The following is a 17,451-nucleotide window of genomic DNA, read 5'->3' as shown; positions in this document are numbered from 1 at the left end:
GATTGACCAAGCCGGAGCTTGGCCCGGATGGTTACTTCTTCGTGTACTCGCCAACCCGCGCATGGATAGCTTCGACAGCCCGCCGGGCCGATGTAAAGGCTCCGGCCATCCAGGCGGTTAAATAGGTGGTGTGCTCACCGGCCAGGTAGATGTTCCCGTCGGGTTCCAGCAACGACGGATAAAACTTCTTACGAGTCGCGTCGTCATACGTTGCCCAGCCGCCTTCGCTGTACGGTATGCGGTGCCACGCCAGAGAAAACGAATTGTCGAACTCGGTTGGGTATTGCGGATGGATCTTGCTTCCCTGAGTCAGGGCGAGTTTCTCACGTTCGGCAATTGGCAAAGCACCCACGGCTTCGGCCCGGCTGTAGAAATTATAGTACCCGATCAATACACCTTTACGGCCCAGAAACCCAAACGACGGATACCAGATCTGGTTAATGTCCAGGTTAGTGCGCGAAATGCCCCCATAAATGTGGTCATCTTCTTCCCAGAAACGCCGTTTGAACTGAAGCCCAATTTTACCAGTTTTGATATACGGCACAAAATCGGCCGCCCGCTTTACCGTTCCCGACAAATCAGACTCGATGTTTTTCAGCACGGGCAGCGGCAGCGTACACACGCAAAATTCGGCCGTCAGTTCGGTGGGTTTGCCATCTTTCTGATACACTACCCGAACGCCGTTCTCCGTCTTACGCAATTCGGTTACGGGGGCATTGAAAACAATCTTTCCCGTCAGTTTTTTCTCCAGCGCTTTGGGAATGGCGTCCATCCCGCCAACCGGCTGAAGCAGGGTTGTCTGCTGCTCGTACACGTAGTCGCCGACGTTGTAGAAAACCGGCTGCATAAAACCCGAACGTAACAGATCGGTCAGGCCATAGGGATCGGTCATCTCGCCGGGCATGGGTCCGGCACCCGGCTCAGCTTTGGCTTTATAGCCACGCCGGTTTGTTCCTTTGTACAGATGGGTTGTATTGAGGTCGCCCTCGTTCTTCAGAAAGTCGATTAGTTTTTCGACGTCTTCTTTGGTCAACTGCTGGTCGAGCGCCGACTGGTCGAGTGCCTTGGCCAGCAGTTCGCTGGTGTAGCCGCGCATGTCGTTGTGGTATTCCTTGATGCGCATCCGGCGGTTTGCCAGTTCGCCCGTACCACCGTCATTATACAGATAAGCCGCTTCGTTGGCGCCGTTGAAAATTTCGAGCGGAACCCCCAGCTCCCGGCAGTACTGCAGCGTTAGCTGGTGGTGATGCGGAATTCGGGCGGCTCCACCATTAAAATAAAGGCCGTCCTCAAACCGGCAGGTCTGCGCGTCGCTGCCTTTTTCGGTTTCCTTTGTTCCGCCACGTACCGTCCAGACCCGCCCCCCCGACCGGGACCGGGCTTCGAGTACAGTGCAGTCGTAGCCGAGCTTACCAAGTTCGTAGGCCGTAGCCATACCGGCCAGCCCCGCTCCCAGCACAACTACCCGGCGGGCTTTACCATCATCGCGCCGACCATTAGCCGGTAAATTGAAGGCAGATGCTGGAGCAGGCTGAAGAAAGCCCCAGGCAAGTAACGAAGCATAGCTGGCTCCGGTCGAATTGATAAAGTCTCGTCGCGTCATAGAAAAAAAGAGGGAGGAAAGGAGGGAAACATACGCTCGGTCCTTCTTCTCTTTACCTCCCTTCCTCTGTTACTTACCCTACCACTTTCTTGAATGTCTCTACAAAAGCAAGCATCTCGTCCATTGTTCCCACGCTGACACGGCAGAACGGCTGCCCGCCGAACTCACGCGTCTGTATGCCAATACCCTGCGAAAACATCTGATTTTCAAAGGTCTTGGTTTTCATCCGAATCGGGAACAGGATGAAGTTGGCGTACGAGGGAATGACTTCATAGCCAAGGTCAGCCAGGGCTTTGGTCGTGTAGGCGCGGGCTTTGTGGTTTTCCGTTCGGCAATGATTCTGCCAGTCGACGTCCTTATAGCTGGCAATGCCCGCCATGAGGGTAGTAATGCTAACTGCAAACTCGCCGTTCGTATACTGACGTAGCGCTTTGAGCGTATCAGGCTGTCCGATAGCGTAGCCCAGCCGAAGGCCCGCAAAGCCATGAATTTTAGAGAACGTACGGGTCAGAATGACGTTCTGCCCGTCGGCGACGAGCTTTCCGAGCTTCGGGCGGTCGGCCGGCTCCAGAAAATCGATATACGCTTCATCCATAAATATAGGCACTTTCGGCGCTACCTCACGGCAGAATGCTTCCAGTTCGGCCGGTGGCACGATCGTACCCGTTGGATTGTTCGGATTCACGATGTATACCATTTTAACATCAGGTGTTAGCTTCGACTTAATCGTAGCCAGATCATACTGATAGTTTTTGGTCATCGGTACGCTGACAATTTTAGCCCCGAACGCTTCGGCTCGTTCCAGCAAATCGTCATACGTCATAGCACTGGTCAGGATGGTACCGCCCCCTTTGGCGTAGTGAGCCGCAGCCGCCATCAGCAAGTCCGACGACCCGGGCGACATCATAATATTCGATGGTTTTACCCCCTCATTTTCAGCAATCGCCTGCTTCAGTTGAGCGAACTCCATCCAGGCGTACCGGTTACCCAGGTCAGCGGCTTTTACCAGCGCTTCGCGGGCACTGGGGGCAATTCCATGTGGATTCTCATTCGCGAAAAGCCGGGCCCGCAGTTTGGGTAAGTCCGGCGGCATACTGGCAAACTCATTGACAAACGTCGACTGAACGAAGCCGGTCGGCGCAGCGGCTTTAGTGAATTTCAGACCAGTGCTCAAACCAGCGGTTAGTAGACCACTAGCGCGAAGCCAGTCCCGGCGCGTATAAGTAGACATAGCAATAGTTTTAGGATTAATTCTTGATAAAATAAAAGTAAAGTAAAATTAGATACTCTATCAAGCAATGAGCTGTGAATCTACGAATTAGAAGCAAAAAATATATAGATGACTTTACACTTTAGTGCTAAAAAATTGCGCCCTAACTAATTTCTACAAAATTTTCATTGTATAATGTAACACGACACCAACTATATACATTTACAGACCTACTTACGGAACGGTAGTGGCACCGCCCGGTTCTAAATCGTCCGTCTTACCTTTTCCACCCAAACAGCGATCAAATTGAACTACTACAGGCTAGCTGGTAAGCCGGTATTGTCTCGACACCAGACTTGAATGTCATTTAGCTACACATGTACACACGTTCGTAACCAGTGTAGCAGTCTCTGGTATGGTACAAAGATTTATTAATCGGTGTTAGCCCGACTGTGAGCCCCTTCCTTAAAATTTGCGGTGTTTTACGAGTTATAGAAAACTAAGTTTTTACGAAGTGTAACTATTCTAAAAATCTGTTTTCAAAATTGTAATTTTTTAAAATAAATACTTTTCTAACGCATTACTGCATAAACAAATTGAGAATATAATATTTTTTATAAAAAGTATTAAATATTTATACCTGAGGTGTCATTAAAAAATTTTAATTCATTATGCTCAATAACATATTAAGAAGTATTCGTCTTGAAATTATAGCTATAATTCAAAATAAAACCACTTTAATCAAACAAGATTGATACTCTTTCAATCACTTTATAAAATTAAAACAGAGAGATTTTTTCATTAGAGAACATGCGCAGGTCACATAAAAAACTTGCTTAGAAGCGCCCTTTCTACCGACACTTTACATAGATACAAATTCTGCTATACATTTTATGATGTAACTGCACTCAGTTGTTAACACCGGATAGTTAGCAAGAAACGAGCCAGTTTACCGTCAACATCATTTAAAAAGTTTTATAAAAAGTCAGAGGTGATGAAAAAACAAGTATCAACGTGCATTTATTCACTTACCCTTATTGTATTAACGGTATTAAACAGCTGTACTTCGTCAAAGCAACTAACTTATTTTCAGCAGGGAGCTAATGACAAAGAAGACACAATCAATTTTGTAGACTCGTATATACCAACCATTAAGAAAGGCGATATTTTATCGATTCAGATCAGTTCGCTAAACCCCGAAGCATCGGCCTTCTTCAATCCTTATGCCAAAACTGTAGTCGATCAGAATAGTCTTGCAAATACGTTTAACCCTCTACCTACTATTACGGGTTATTTGGTTGGGCAGGATGGTAACATAAAATTACCCTTAATAGGTACACTAAAAGCAGTTGATTTAACAAATACTCAGTTGAGTGAATTAATTCAAAGCAGATTAAAAGATTATTTGCGGGAACCTACCGTTAATGTCCGCAATCAAAGTTTTCGGGTATCTGTATTAGGTGAAGTTTCCCGACCGGCTCTGTTTACCATTCCAAATGAACAAATCACCCTGCCGGAAGCACTGGGGCTGGCTGGTGATCTCACAATTTATGGCCGTCGGGACAACGTATTAATCATACGGGAAGAAAAAGGAAAACGCGTTTTTGCACGGCTTGATTTAACCAAACGAAATGCATTTCGGTCCCCTTATTATTCGCTTCACCCTAATGATATAGTATACGTAGAACCTGGTAAATCACGGATTGCCAGTGCTGACCGCGCCTTTCAGGTAATGCCGACTGTAGTTGGCATACTATCCGTAATAGCCATCATTGCCACTCGTCGATAATAGTAAGTATTCAAACGTGTTATGAACAACCAATTTCAACACTCGTACGTACCATACAAAATGATGGAGCCGGAAGAGCTGCGCGTGAGTGATCTGTTACCAAAATTTACCAGAAACTGGCCCTGGATATTGTTTTCGGTTTGTGTCTTTCTGGTTGCGGCTTATACGTATCTGGCCTACAAACAACCCGTTTATAAAATACAGGCAAGCTTACTGATTCAGGATGAAAAGAAAGGGAATGAACGTGATCAACCGCTAAAAGAGCTGGATGCGTACGTTCCTAAAAAAGTGGTCGAAAACGAAACGGAAATCCTTCGTTCGTACACCCTGATGAATCGTGTCGTCGATAAACTACATCTCGACGTACGATATTTTGAAAAAACAGCATTCGGCAAGCGGGAAATCTACAAAGCATCGCCCGTTGATGTATTCGTTGAGTTTGGTAAACCGGAACTGTATGAAGAGCCAATGCTCCTTACCTTTATTGATAGTAGTTCGGTTGAAATCAATGAACAGGTTTATCCACTCAATCAACGGATTAAAACACCGCAGGGTCGTTTTCTGATCAAAACACGCCGGTCTGTCGGCGATACAACCAACCAGGTGCTGGTACAGGCTATGAAGCGCCCGGCTGCGGTGAACGGCTACCTTAGAACACTTCAGGCAGAACCGACCAGCAAAGCTTCGACGGTCGTTGTACTGACCCTCGAAGATGCCGTGCCGGAAAAAGGCGAAGCTGTGCTCAATCAATTGATCGACGAATACAACCAGGCGGCTATCATCGATAAGAATAAAGTTGCGGCCAATACGCTACGTTTTATAGAAGACCGGCTGGCTATTTTGTCAGGCGAATTAACAACGGTTGAAAAAGAAGTTGAACGATACAAAGCAACGCAGGGCATAACCGATTTAAGCACCCAGGCGGCTTCGTTTCTGCAGGCCATCCAACAGAACGACGGGCTGCTGAACCAGGTAAATATTCAACTATCTGCTTTAAGCGATCTGCAACGCTACATCAATAACCGTTCGCTGGATCGTGGCGCTACCCCTGCGCTCGTTGGTCTGAACGATCCTGTCCTGTTCAGTCTGATCGAAAAGCTGACGCAACTGGATTTACAACGGAGTCAGCTGGCCCGTACTACGTCCGATCAGAATCCGCTGCTTCAGACAATTGACACGCAGATTAATTCGCTGAAAGGGAACATGGAGGACAACATCAGAACCATGAAGACAATGCTGATGAGTTCTCAACAACAATACCGTACTAAAAACGCACAACTTGAAAGTTCAATCCGGACGATTCCGCAGAAAGAAAGAACGTTATTAACCATTTCGCGGCAGCAGGCCATAAAGAATAATCTATACACGTACCTGCTTCAAAAGCGGGAAGAAACTGCAGTTTCACACGCATCATCGATTTCAGATAGCCGAACCATTGACGTAGCTCAAAGCACTGATGCCCCCATCAAACCAGTGCCTTTGATGATCTATGGTTTGTTTGGTTTTCTCGGCTTTATAATTCCAATTGGTCTAATTGGCAGCCGTGAATTAATCAACACCCGCGTGACGCGCCGGGTAGACGTTGAAAAGATTACGCAGGCTCCGATCATTGGCGAATTAACCCGCAAACAGGAGCCCGATTACTTAGTTGTCACGATGACAAATCAATCGCTGATCGCTGAGCAATTCCGCACATTACGCGCTAGTTTACCCGATATTCAATCGGATCGAAGCCAGGTTCTGTTGCTTACGTCGAGTATAAGCGGAGAAGGCAAATCGTTTATTTCTCTGAATCTTGGTGCTAGTCTAGCCCTGGTTGGCAAACCAACCGTAATTCTGGATATGGACCTCCGACGGCCACGTTTGCACAAGGAATTTAACTGGAGCAACACCACCGGAATAAGCAGCTACCTGACCGGAAAATGCACTGTTTATGATATTCTGAAACCAGTTCCCGGCCACGATAATCTGTTTATCATTCCGAGTGGCCCGCCACCAACCAACCCGTCCGAACTGCTTAGCGGGCAACCTCTAAAGCAACTGGTTGAACAGCTCCGCGAGCATTTTGATAATATCATTATTGATACGGCGCCAATTGGTTTAGTTTCAGATGCCCGCCTGGTAGCTCCTCTGGCTGATATCTCATTTTTTGTCGTCCGTCATGACGTTACGCCCAAAAATTATTTAAGACAAGTTGAGGCTTTATACCGGGAACAGCGGTTCAAGAAGTTGAATATAATTCTAAACGCGATCGATAAAGACGAGTCATACTACTACGCTAAAATGTATAGCTATACCAGCAGCTTATTAGGTAAGAAAAAATGGCTATCCTTTTCCTGATTCCTAAAAACTTGCTTTACGACTTAACCAATGATCACTTCATTAAACGTTGATGCCGTTCAATTAGAAACCAAGCGAAGGTCGCTTAATGCAAATCATTTTTATAGTAATACGTTAAAACGCATTTTCGATCTGCTCGTTTCCTTACTGGTGACCATCTTCGTTCTTAGCTGGTTTGTTCCTATACTTGGCGCCATCATTAAACTGACTTCGCCCGGGCCAATCATTTACGTCCAGTGGCGAACGGGCCGGAAAGGCCGCCCTTTCAAGTGCTACAAGATGCGGACAATGTATAACTCCGCAAAGAACACCACGTTCAGGCAGGCAACGTATAATGATATTCGGGTAACGACCGTTGGCCGTTGGCTCCGCCGGACCAACCTGGACGAAGTGCCTCAATTTTTCAACGTGCTGCTCGGACAGATGAGTCTCGTTGGCCCTCGTCCTCACGCCATACAGCACGATGCCGAATTTTGGACGGTATTGCCGGATTATCCCAGACGCTATGAAGTAATTCCTGGCATCACAGGGTTAGCGCAGGTACGTGGAGCACGCGGTGTAACGGATGATACCCTCAAAATGCAGCATCGGCTCCGGTACGACTTGCATTACATTAGAAAACGCTCGCTCCTACTCGATATTAAAATTTGCTGGTGGACAATCAAGCCTATGTTTATGGGTAATACAAACGCCTGGTAGAACATTTTACTCAGCAGTTAAGCCAACTGCTTCTAAAAAACCAAAAATAAGTTGAGCGTTTAACAGATTCTGATTCACATTATTTTTTATCATGGCTTTGAATAAGTCTACATACTGGAATCTATTTTATCAATATTCATCGGTTATATTAAGTATAATCAGTGGAATATTGATGGCTCCACTTTACTTACATTACATTGAAAGCTCAACGTATGCGTACTGGTTAGCCAGCGGAAATATATTGATCTGGATAACAATCATTGAACCAGGCGTAGGCATCACATTAGAACAAAAAGTGGCTTTCACAGCAGGCCAGAATAACAAAACTGAGCTTTCCAAGCTGATTACTTCAGGGCTGATTTTATGTTCAATCATTCTAGTTGCTTCTTTTTCCATTAGTTTACTAATCCAGCAATCTATTCCCGTCATTTTAGATTTAAAAAAATGGCCGCACACTTCCTTACTTCAGGAAGCATTTTTCTGGGCGTCGATTGGTTCCTCCCTGTCTTTATGTACTTACTCCCTTGTAGGTGTTAACCAAGGTTTACAACATACAGCTTATACAGGTTTAGTTTATCTGGTATCACAACTCGTCGGGATAGTCATATCAATCTATGGCCTTATCCAGGGGTGGGGTTTATTGAGTATTGGGTATAGCCGGGCTGTAACTGGTGTTCTGTATTTTGTCGGGAATGGCCTGATTTTTCTTTACGCGCTGCAAAAAGACACAATTCGACTAGAATACGATAAACACTATTTCAAAAGTTTTTATAAAATATTTTCATACACGTTTGCTAATAAAATGGGGATTACCATTGCAAATAATATTGATTTGATTGTTGTTTCAAGGTTTCTGGAGCCAAGCATCATTACACAATTAGAATTAAGTAGACGTCCTCAGAATATTTTCAGTGGTTTTGTAAACCGTACAACCTACGCCCTTTTACCTTCTATGTCACATAGCTTTGGCAAGGGAGATAGTAATTCTGTTAAGACGATTTACATACAATTCCTTAAAGGATTTATTTTTATATCACTTATTATATCATTTGGTTTTATAATTTTTAATGAAGCCCTTTTGAACTTTTGGGTAGGAGCCGAAAACTACATTGGCGATTTAGAAAACGTACTTATTGTACTATCAATCATTATCTCTTCGTACACGTACAGCAATTCGAATTTTTCGTTTTCAGCAGGAAATATTAAAGGTAACAGTAAAGTGGGCATCTACCGATCAATACTTTATCTGGTCCTTATTTTTCCTCTGACAATGTACTTTGGCGTGGTTGGTCTGCTGGCAGCATTGATTATCAGCTATTTAGCCACAGAGTTCTGGTACTATCAGCTCGACCTGGCCAGGGTGATCGGCCTTAAGCCGTCAGAAGTATGGCAGGTTGTTAAGCCCAATCTGACTCCTCTGCTACTTATGTCCTGCATGGCTTTTTATCTGCACAACTTACGCTACGAATCGCTCTTACAGGTAGTTTTCGTTGCCTTCTTATTCACGGTATTTGCAGTAGCCTGTTTTTATTTAACTGTTCCGGAGATACGTCTTCAGGTTTCGATCGCAATTCAGAAGTTTAAACGAAAAGCGATACCAGACCAGACTCTAAATCAATAAGTTGATGACAATGGCAAACCAGTTTATCCATTCTTACAACCCAGGAACAATTGAGCGCTCCTACTGGTCTACTACCCTGTTGCGTCTTGTTAAATACGGGTACGAAGGGGTTACAAAGTTGGTAACCAATCACGAGCAGGCTACCGATATGCCAGCCGGCAGATCTTATGACTTCGTTGGCCAGCGTGCTAATCATGCCATTGCCGCTTTATTGGCGAGTGATTCACCTTGCATGATAACGCGGTTTGGCGCTACTGAATTGAATTGCGTAGCGGCCCATTATATGACACGTTACAAGCGCTTCGATCTGGAAACGTTCCGGCGCTATCTGATGGATGAGATTAACGTTATCGGCTGGCGTAAAAGCATCGTGAATAACATGAGCGTCTGGTCTGGTTTCTTTCCTACAGACCAAAAACTACTCGAACGGTTTGCCGACGAAACTTTACAAAATTTATCAAAAATTGACATTCTGGTATCCTGGCTGAAAGAAGAGAAACACCTGGAGTCGCATCTGTCAACCACTAAACGTATTTCAATCGACGATTTTGAACCCTTCTTTTTTGATGAACCCTGGACTAAAGCTCTTGAAGGTAAAACGGTTTTAGTTATTCATCCCTTTGAAAACAGTATTCAATCACAGTACGAAAGAAGAGAACTCCTGTTTGATAACCCTGCTATTCTACCAAAATTTACATTAAAAACAATAAAAGCGGTCCAATCATTAGCCAACTCACAAACCGGTTTTGCTACGTGGTTTGATGCGCTTCAAAGTATGTATAAGCAGATAGATGAAACCGAATTTGATATTGCCTTGATTGGTGCCGGTGCTTATGGTATGCATCTGGCTGCCTACGTCAAGTCGAAAGAAAAAAAGGCAGTTCATATGGGTGGCGTATTACAAGTTTTATTTGGAATAAAAGGAGCCCGCTGGGACAATAAGCCCAAATATGCTTCTCTGCAAAATGACTATTGGATACGGCCGGCAAAAACAGAAACACCGACACAAAGTAATTTAGTTGAAGGCGGGTGTTACTGGTAGTCTATTCTTCCGTCTAATGGAATGTACGTATCTGCTTAGTTAAGTTTATAAAGTCAACGTGTTATTGTAGGTTATCCTATTACATATATGAAACAAAAAATTGGGAAAGCCTTATTTTTTATAATTCTGTTCGCAACAGAAGCGATGTGTTATGGAGGAGACGTAGAAAGTGTAATCGCTTATCAGATGAACAATATCCTTGCTGTGTTTGGCATTCCCTTCCTGTTTATTCTGGCTTTATATCGCTTTCCTGCTATTTACAACTTTGTTTTATACGCATTAATTATTGGCACTATCGGGCTTATTTTTGAATCGTTATATACATACAATCAAATCCTTTATTCACCATTTGTAGTAAAGCGTTTTTTTTACTGTGGTGTGGCATTGATTGCCTATTTTATTGCCGTAAAACTTTCTCCATTTCCGATCAAAACGGCGGTTTGGTTGATCTTCCTGTTTTTCTTTATTAATCAGATTATACTAGGCAAAATTTTTACGTATCGTCTCACCCCTGAAACTCGTACGCAGGAAGCATCCGAAGCCTTGTTCATGATCATTCCTTTCACTTATTTTTTTGTTCAGTACCTGACAAAGTATAAGTGGTCCGATTTGTTGAAAACCATCGCCGTATTTACTTATACCGTGTTGCTGATGCACCGATCGGTGATTGCTTCCATCACATTTTCAGCACTGCTCATTATTGGATTATCCGTATTAGGTAGAATACCTAACAGCCGCTTACAGATCCGGCGTAGTATTGGCACTATGCTACTCCTTTTCTTCCTGGCGGCACCGATCATAACGGCTATATCGCCCACCCGGGTACAGGCTTTCGTCGAAAATATTGGCGGAATTTTTACGCCGACAGAAGATGAAACGGGCAGTTGGCGCTATGAACAAACCTTGTATTACTGGAAGAAAATTGCGGAACGGCCGGTTTTTGGATGGCGCTACGAAGGCTATGAAGAAGGCGAGGTTATGGAGAATGACGGCTTTTCGGAGAAAGGTACGGTCATTCATTCGCAGTACATTGACCTGCTCTATAACTACGGCTTATTTGGCCTGATGCTTAATCTGATCATCATAGTCGCCACGTTATGGGCATTGTATAAGCGCCACCGCTACATGACCATCGATCAGCTTGTACTATTCAGCTACATAGCCGGAGCGTTGGTATTTGGCATTTCGTATCAGTTTCCTGTGTGTTACTGGAGCTTCGTCGGCCTTGGTATGTATCATGCGTTTGTCGCTACGCCTGCGCCTGATCCGTACGCAGAGCAGTTGGCACCGATGGATTTCTCTTACCCTCAGTTCGGACAGCATTATGATCAACATAGTCATACCCGTATTTAATCGTATAAAATACACCAGGCAGTGTCTGGAATGCCTTATGGCTCAGACCTACCGGAACTTTCGGATCATCGTTGTCGACGATGGGTCAACTGATGGCACTTCGGAGATGATTGAGCAGGATTTTCCGTCGGTGGTGCTCCTTCGTGGAAATGGTAATCTCTGGTGGACAGAGGGCACAAACTGGGGCGTCCGATACGCGCTTATGCACGAGATGAAAGGCGAAGACAACTTCGTCCTGACTCTCAACGACGATACAAAAGTGGAATCTGATTACCTGCAGACCCTGATCGATGCCTACGCACTTCATAAGCCCTGCCTGATCGGATCAGTTTGCGTAGACAGCGAAAATCCGGACAAACTCGAATTTGCCGGCACCGCTTTTGAACTATACACAGCCGGCGGTAAAAATTTAGCGGCTGATTATCACTACAGTTATCCGGAACTAAAGGCGAAAGCCGCCTGGTTAAGCTCCGATTCGCTTTCTGGTCGCGGGGCGTTGATTCCCTTGATCGTATTCAAAAAAATCGGTTTGTATGATGCGACCAATTACATCCATTACATGTCCGATATCGACTTTTCGGTTCGGGCCCGCAAAGCGGGTTTTCCGCTAGTCGTCAATACCAGCAGCCTGGTGTACGAATACGTAAATGAAACAGGCATTCAGACCGAGCGTCGAATTAGCTGGAAAGAGTTCATCAGTGGCTTTTCGTCTATCAAGTCGCCAACGTATCTGAAAGCCCGTTATCATTTTGCGAAGGCCCATTCAAAGACTAAGATCCTCTATTTCATTGCCGATATCTCCCGAATCAGCATCGGTTTTTTGCTGCGCAAGGTTGGACTAGTAAAAACCGTTTGAGGGAATGATGAAAGTTCTTCTATCAGCCTATGCCTGCGTACCGTATCAAGGCTCTGAACAATTGACCGGCTGGACGTATGCTTCGACCTTAAGCTTGAATGAGGTAGAAGTGCATTGTCTTACTCAGGGTGATGGAGAGACCGTTATTGAGCCAATTCTTGCAAATGGGTTATTTCCGAACCTGCGCGTCCATTACGTACGGGTGCCCCAATGGGTAGACCGGCTTTACTACAAAGGCCTGTTCGGTCTGTATTTTCATTACCTGTACTGGCAATGGCAGGCATACCGTACGGCCAGGCAGTTGAATAGCCGTGAACGATTCGATCTCGTGCATCACGTAACCTACGGCAGCATTCAGCTTGGTAGCTTCATGTATAAGCTAAACATTCCGTTCATTTTCGGACCAGTTGGTGGCGGGCAGGAAGCACCGGCTATTCTGAAAGACTATTTCGGCAAATACTGGCGACGCGAACAGCTCAGAGGCTTGGTCAGCAGGCTTTTGCAACGCTTGAATCCGGGGTTCTACTCATCGTTACGGCGGGCCTCCCGGGTTATTGTCACCAATAAAGACACTTACAAACTGGCTCAGCAATTTCGGCCGAAGAAGCCGATTGACTGGGTGTGGGACGCCGGTCTGGCTTCGTCATTTCTGCCCGATGAACCAGTCCGACGAACAAGCGGTAACGAGTTGAACTTGCTGTGGGTGGGTCGCTTATTACCCCGGAAAGCCCTTGAACTTACCATTCACGCATTCAGTAAAGTTAATCCAGCCTACCCAATCACCTTGACCATAGTGGGTGGTAGTGGTGAAATGAGCGACCATCTGACCGATTATTTAACCCGCTATCAGGTAGCGGATCGGGTTAAGCTGGCAGGTCAGGTTACCTTTCAGGAGGTTAGAAATTTTTACCGGGAAGCTGATGTCTTCGTCTTTACCAGTCTTCGAGATTCATGCCCGCACCAACTTCTGGAAGCCATGGCCTTCTCCCTGCCAATAATTACTCTTTCACTACATGGTCAGGACGAATTGGTTAATGATTCAAATGGAATCAAGGTTTCGATTCAGACGAAGGATCAAGTCGTCGATGAATTAGCTAAAGCAATTGAACGAATGTATACGCATCCGGCGGAACGACTTAAAATGGGCGAAGCTGCGTATCAATTTGCAAAACAGGAGGTATGGGATTTAAAAATAAAACGATTTATTGATGAATTCTACCCCGCAGCTTTATCGGCTACAAATTCAAAAAAAATGTATGCTAATGAAGCAAAATAACTCAATCAGGCTTGTTTTTTATCAGCTATATATTTGACCAGTTTACGCAACAATATTTTTTTTACCCGTACAAGATACCTGCCGAAATAGCAGGTATCTTTTTTATTAGTATAGCAATACAAATTCTCTATGTTCCGGATTGTGCATTTCCTTTAACATATTATATCAACTTATTTGATTTTAACAATTGACTATCTTCCTAACAATGGGTGAAACGCAAATTAAAATTATCAACTTCAGACAGACCGCTCAAAAATTTTTCAGTGGCATTCCAGTGCTCATTCATGTATTAAATCAGTTACCAGTACACTTACTCATTACCTTATTTACCCTAAAAAACTTCAAACCTATTTCTTTTTTATAGATACCATAAACAGTTACATAAGCCAATTTACACGTGGTTTATTGCCCGTTGATAGCCAGCAATACATCTTTAATTTTGACCATCTGGTTATCACTTATAATCTATTACAATTTTGGTTTCGCAACGTACTGTTAGCTCATATCAGAACCTGGTTCGTAATCGTGTTGTCAGTTTGAATTTAACGAGCGCGTCACACGAAACGTTAATCGATGGCATCATGATGAATGCAGCGCACCGCCGGTCCAGAACCGTGTGTTTTGCAAACGTTCACATGGTCGTAGAAGCTCATTTGCAGACTGATGTAGCAGAGGCTGTGAACAAGGCCGACTGGGCAATAACCGATGGGATGCCCCTTGTCTGGGCCATAAAAAGCTTATATGGCCTCAGCCAGGACCGTGTGGCGGGAATGGACATGATCATGAGTTTATTAGCCCGGGCAGAAAAAGATAATGTTTCAATTTTTTTCTACGGCTGCACACCTGATGTACTCCAACGGGTACGGCAGTTTTGTCAACAGAATTTTCCGGCTGTTAACATTGCGGGCACAATTTCCCCCCCCTTCCGAACGCTTACGGACCAGGAGGAAAAGGATGTAATTGACACTATTAATAATTCAGGCGCAGGCTTGGTTTTTGTCGCGCTTGGCTGCCCGAAACAAGAGCTTTGGATGGAGCAGATGAAACACCGGATTCACGCAGTCATGCTGGGAATCGGGGGCGCTTTACCCATGCTGATTGGCGAGAAGAAACGCGCGCCTAAATGGATCCAACGAATCGGATTCGAGTGGTTATTCAGGCTTGTACAGGAGCCGCGCCGATTATTTAAACGATACGCCGTTACTAATACCTTATTCGTGTATTTCTTCCTGAAGCAATTGATTCGTCAGCGCTGGTAAAATCCCGTTCAAATAAATATTAAGTTATGCCTGCTCCTATTGTACTATTTGGCTATAAACGTCCGGCTGAGTTAGCGCAGACAATACAGGCGCTACAACGCAACTACCTGGCCCCCGAAAGTGATTTATATGTCTTTGTTGATGCGCCAAAAAAATTTATTGATGAACTGAAAGTGAATCAGGTTCGGCAATTGGTTCAGGAAATTACCGGATTCAAATCGGTAAGCTATAGGTTTGCTGAATCAAATATTGGCTGCGCGGATTCAATTATTGGAGGAGTTTCAAAAGTACTTTCGGAGCACTCATCGGCTATCATTGTCGAAGATGACATCGTAACGTCGCCTAATTTTTTGGATTACATGAACCAGTGTCTGGCGAAATACGCAGCCGAACCTGGCGTCTTTTCAATTTCCGGCTATACATTTCCATTCCAGCGACCCGCCGATTATCCGGCTGATACGTACTTCATGCCGCGTCATAGTCCGTGGGGATGGGCCACCTGGGCTGACCGCTGGCATAGTGTTGATTGGTCCATCGCCGATTTCAGCCAGTTCATTTCCGAGCGGGAACAGCAGAAAGCCTTCATGCAGGGAGGGACGGATCTGGTTCGAATGCTGCGCCGGCAGATGGAAGGCGAAATTGATGCCTGGGACATTCGTTTTTGCTACAATCGGTTCAAAGCCAACGCCCTTACGGTTTATCCGACTATCTCGAAAGTACAAAACATTGGTTTCGGCAAAGAAGCAACGCATACGAACGTGTATAACCGCTACCGTACTATTCTCGATTCCGGCGAACGCAGAACGTTCCGGTTCCTCGACAACGTAGCAGTTACGGACTACTACCAACGCCAGACGTTACAGCGCTATAGCCTGGCAACCCGCATCTACAATCGACTGAAGACGTATGCAGGCATGCATTAACCCCTGCAACGCTCATCTTATACAAGTAATACCATGGTTCAGGAATACACCAATTCTGCCGTTTCGACCCCGACCAGCAAGTTATCAGCGAGCTATGCGCTTCGGGTAGCCGGCAAAGTCTGCAAGCTGATTGCTACATCCATTCATGTCCGTTATTCCAAAATCTATACATACATACTCTTCAAGGTGAATGGCGTTGTTTTTCAACGTGATTTTATCGCACGCGGCATTCCGGTCATTAATAATAACCTGAACGGCTACATCCGGATTGGCAATCGGTTTGTGATGCACTCCGGCCGCTACACACTTATTGGACGGCAGCAGCCCTGCATTTTTATGGTTAGTGAGGGAGCAAGACTAACGATTGGTAACAACGTGGGGATGAGCTGCACATCGATCGTCTGCACAAAGCAGGTCACCATCCGCGACAACGTACGTATCGGCAACAATACGGCTATCTACGACACCGATTTTCATAGTCTGGACCCGGCCATCCGCACTGCAGCCATTGAAGACGATGCCTTTACGAAAACAGCTCCTGTCGTACTTGAGGATAATGTTTTCATCGGGGCACATACTACCATTCTAAAAGGCGTCAGTATTGGACGAAACTCGATTGTTGGCGCAGGATCTCTGGTTAGTAAAAGTATTCCCCCCAATCAGATCTGGGCAGGTAATCCCGCCCGGTTTATCCGGCACATTACTGATCATGGAGAGCCAGCCTGACGCTGGTAGTCACTACCGTACCGTAACATCTGAATGCTCTGGCCGAACAGGAGCCTCCAGCTTCTGTTCAGCTACTTATTCTAAACCTCACTTTAACGCAGTACCCGCCAGTCGCATGAATAAACAATTGACCGCCTATGATTTAGCAAACTACATATCTTGTAAGGTCAAGGTTACGACCGATGAATATGGACCCGTCACTGCTTATCTATCAGGCGTTTATATCGATCCGGCGGATGTAAAAAAGAGCACAATTTTTATTACATTTGAATCACCCGTCGACGGCATGTGGAGCGATTGGGTGGAGACTCATCAGGTAATTCCGATTTTGATGCCGTTGAGCGCCCTAAGCGTACCAGACGGTCTGGCGTTAGTAGAGATCGTCTGTAACCGTTCGTTCAATCCCTCTACTACTATTTGTCACATCAGCATTGAGCGAACCAAAACGGCATCGGGTTATTACGACACGGGCGTTTTGATAACAGTAATTGACGTGCTTGATTATACCATCCGGCTGTTCATAGGTTTTGACCAGAATATGAGATGCCAGCGTGAGACGGAGGATTTTCCTATCGCTAATATGTTTGCGGTTTGGAACTACCTGACTCACCGGTGCTACGACGTTCAGGGCTGGATTCCCCAGCGTCTGGCCTATAGTGGTACTTACGTCTCAGAACAGGGTAACGACTGACCAACCCATCCTTGCTACTCAACGGACCTAAACTAGTCCTGGAAATATAAAAATCATGTATTT

General features: G+C 45.2%; 14 protein-coding genes. 12 read left to right on the top strand and 2 right to left on the bottom strand.

The genetic code is table 11. The features are described 5' to 3' along the window. Positions 1-31: 31 nt before the first annotated feature. Both DYU11_RS15950 and DYU11_RS15945 read right to left on the bottom strand, forming a co-directional pair. A complete protein-coding gene (locus DYU11_RS15950) occupies positions 32-1,603 on the bottom strand; it encodes a flavin monoamine oxidase family protein (RefSeq protein WP_119668691.1) in 1,572 nt (523 codons plus the stop codon). Between the two features lie 73 nt (positions 1,604-1,676). Then, on the bottom strand, positions 1,677-2,834 hold the full coding sequence (locus DYU11_RS15945; protein ID WP_119668690.1) for a pyridoxal phosphate-dependent aminotransferase: 1,158 nt from the start codon (positions 2,832-2,834) through the stop codon (positions 1,677-1,679). 973 nt (positions 2,835-3,807) lie between these two features. Between DYU11_RS15945 and DYU11_RS15940 the strand changes: the two genes are divergently transcribed. The 12 genes from DYU11_RS15940 to DYU11_RS15885 all read left to right on the top strand — a co-directional run bounded on the left by DYU11_RS15940 (position 3,808) and on the right by DYU11_RS15885 (position 17,388). Next, on the top strand, positions 3,808-4,602 hold the full coding sequence (locus DYU11_RS15940) for a polysaccharide biosynthesis/export family protein (protein WP_119668689.1): 795 nt from the start codon (positions 3,808-3,810) through the stop codon (positions 4,600-4,602). Positions 4,603-4,623: 21 nt separating this feature from the next. After that, entirely contained in the window at positions 4,624-6,942 is a 2,319-nt protein-coding gene (locus DYU11_RS15935) for a GumC family protein (RefSeq protein WP_119668688.1), read from the top strand. A 30-nt stretch (positions 6,943-6,972) separates the two neighbouring features. Next, positions 6,973-7,641, top strand: coding sequence for a sugar transferase (locus DYU11_RS15930; protein WP_119668687.1), 669 nt, complete (start codon positions 6,973-6,975; stop codon positions 7,639-7,641). Positions 7,642-7,813: 172 nt separating this feature from the next. Further along, positions 7,814-9,262, top strand: a complete 1,449-nt coding sequence (locus DYU11_RS15925) for a lipopolysaccharide biosynthesis protein (protein WP_147367950.1) — start codon at positions 7,814-7,816, stop codon at positions 9,260-9,262. Positions 9,263-9,272: 10 nt separating this feature from the next. Continuing rightward, the gene (locus DYU11_RS15920; protein WP_119668685.1) at positions 9,273-10,304 is read left to right on the top strand and encodes a hypothetical protein; all 1,032 of its coding nucleotides are present in this window, start codon (positions 9,273-9,275) and stop codon (positions 10,302-10,304) included. A gap of 87 nt (positions 10,305-10,391) precedes the next feature. Further along, positions 10,392-11,657 carry an O-antigen ligase family protein gene (locus DYU11_RS15915; RefSeq protein ID WP_119668684.1) on the top strand — a complete coding sequence of 422 codons (1,266 nt, stop codon included), beginning with the start codon at positions 10,392-10,394 and terminating at the stop codon, positions 11,655-11,657. A 37-nt stretch (positions 11,658-11,694) separates the two neighbouring features. Beyond that, complete coding sequence (locus DYU11_RS15910) at positions 11,695-12,513, top strand: glycosyltransferase family 2 protein (RefSeq protein WP_374755991.1); 819 nt, start codon at positions 11,695-11,697, stop codon at positions 12,511-12,513. 4 nt (positions 12,514-12,517) lie between these two features. Beyond that, the gene (locus DYU11_RS15905; RefSeq protein ID WP_229365865.1) at positions 12,518-13,789 is read left to right on the top strand and encodes a glycosyltransferase family 4 protein; all 1,272 of its coding nucleotides are present in this window, start codon (positions 12,518-12,520) and stop codon (positions 13,787-13,789) included. A 476-nt stretch (positions 13,790-14,265) separates the two neighbouring features. Further along, on the top strand, positions 14,266-15,048 hold the full coding sequence (locus DYU11_RS15900) for a WecB/TagA/CpsF family glycosyltransferase (protein WP_510186202.1): 783 nt from the start codon (positions 14,266-14,268) through the stop codon (positions 15,046-15,048). Positions 15,049-15,074: 26 nt separating this feature from the next. After that, entirely contained in the window at positions 15,075-15,971 is an 897-nt protein-coding gene (locus DYU11_RS15895) for a glycosyltransferase (RefSeq protein WP_119668681.1), read from the top strand. A 33-nt stretch (positions 15,972-16,004) separates the two neighbouring features. Then, entirely contained in the window at positions 16,005-16,697 is a 693-nt protein-coding gene (locus DYU11_RS15890; RefSeq protein WP_119668680.1) for an acyltransferase, read from the top strand. A 115-nt stretch (positions 16,698-16,812) separates the two neighbouring features. Further along, entirely contained in the window at positions 16,813-17,388 is a 576-nt protein-coding gene (locus DYU11_RS15885; protein ID WP_119668679.1) for a hypothetical protein, read from the top strand. The last annotated feature ends 63 nt before the right edge of the window (positions 17,389-17,451 follow it).

The sequence above is a fragment of the Fibrisoma montanum genome (assembly GCF_003583365.1).
Lineage (GTDB): Bacteria > Bacteroidota > Bacteroidia > Cytophagales > Spirosomataceae > Fibrisoma > Fibrisoma montanum.
Note: the sequence above shows the minus strand (reverse complement) of the source record. Positions and strands in the feature narration are given on the sequence as shown.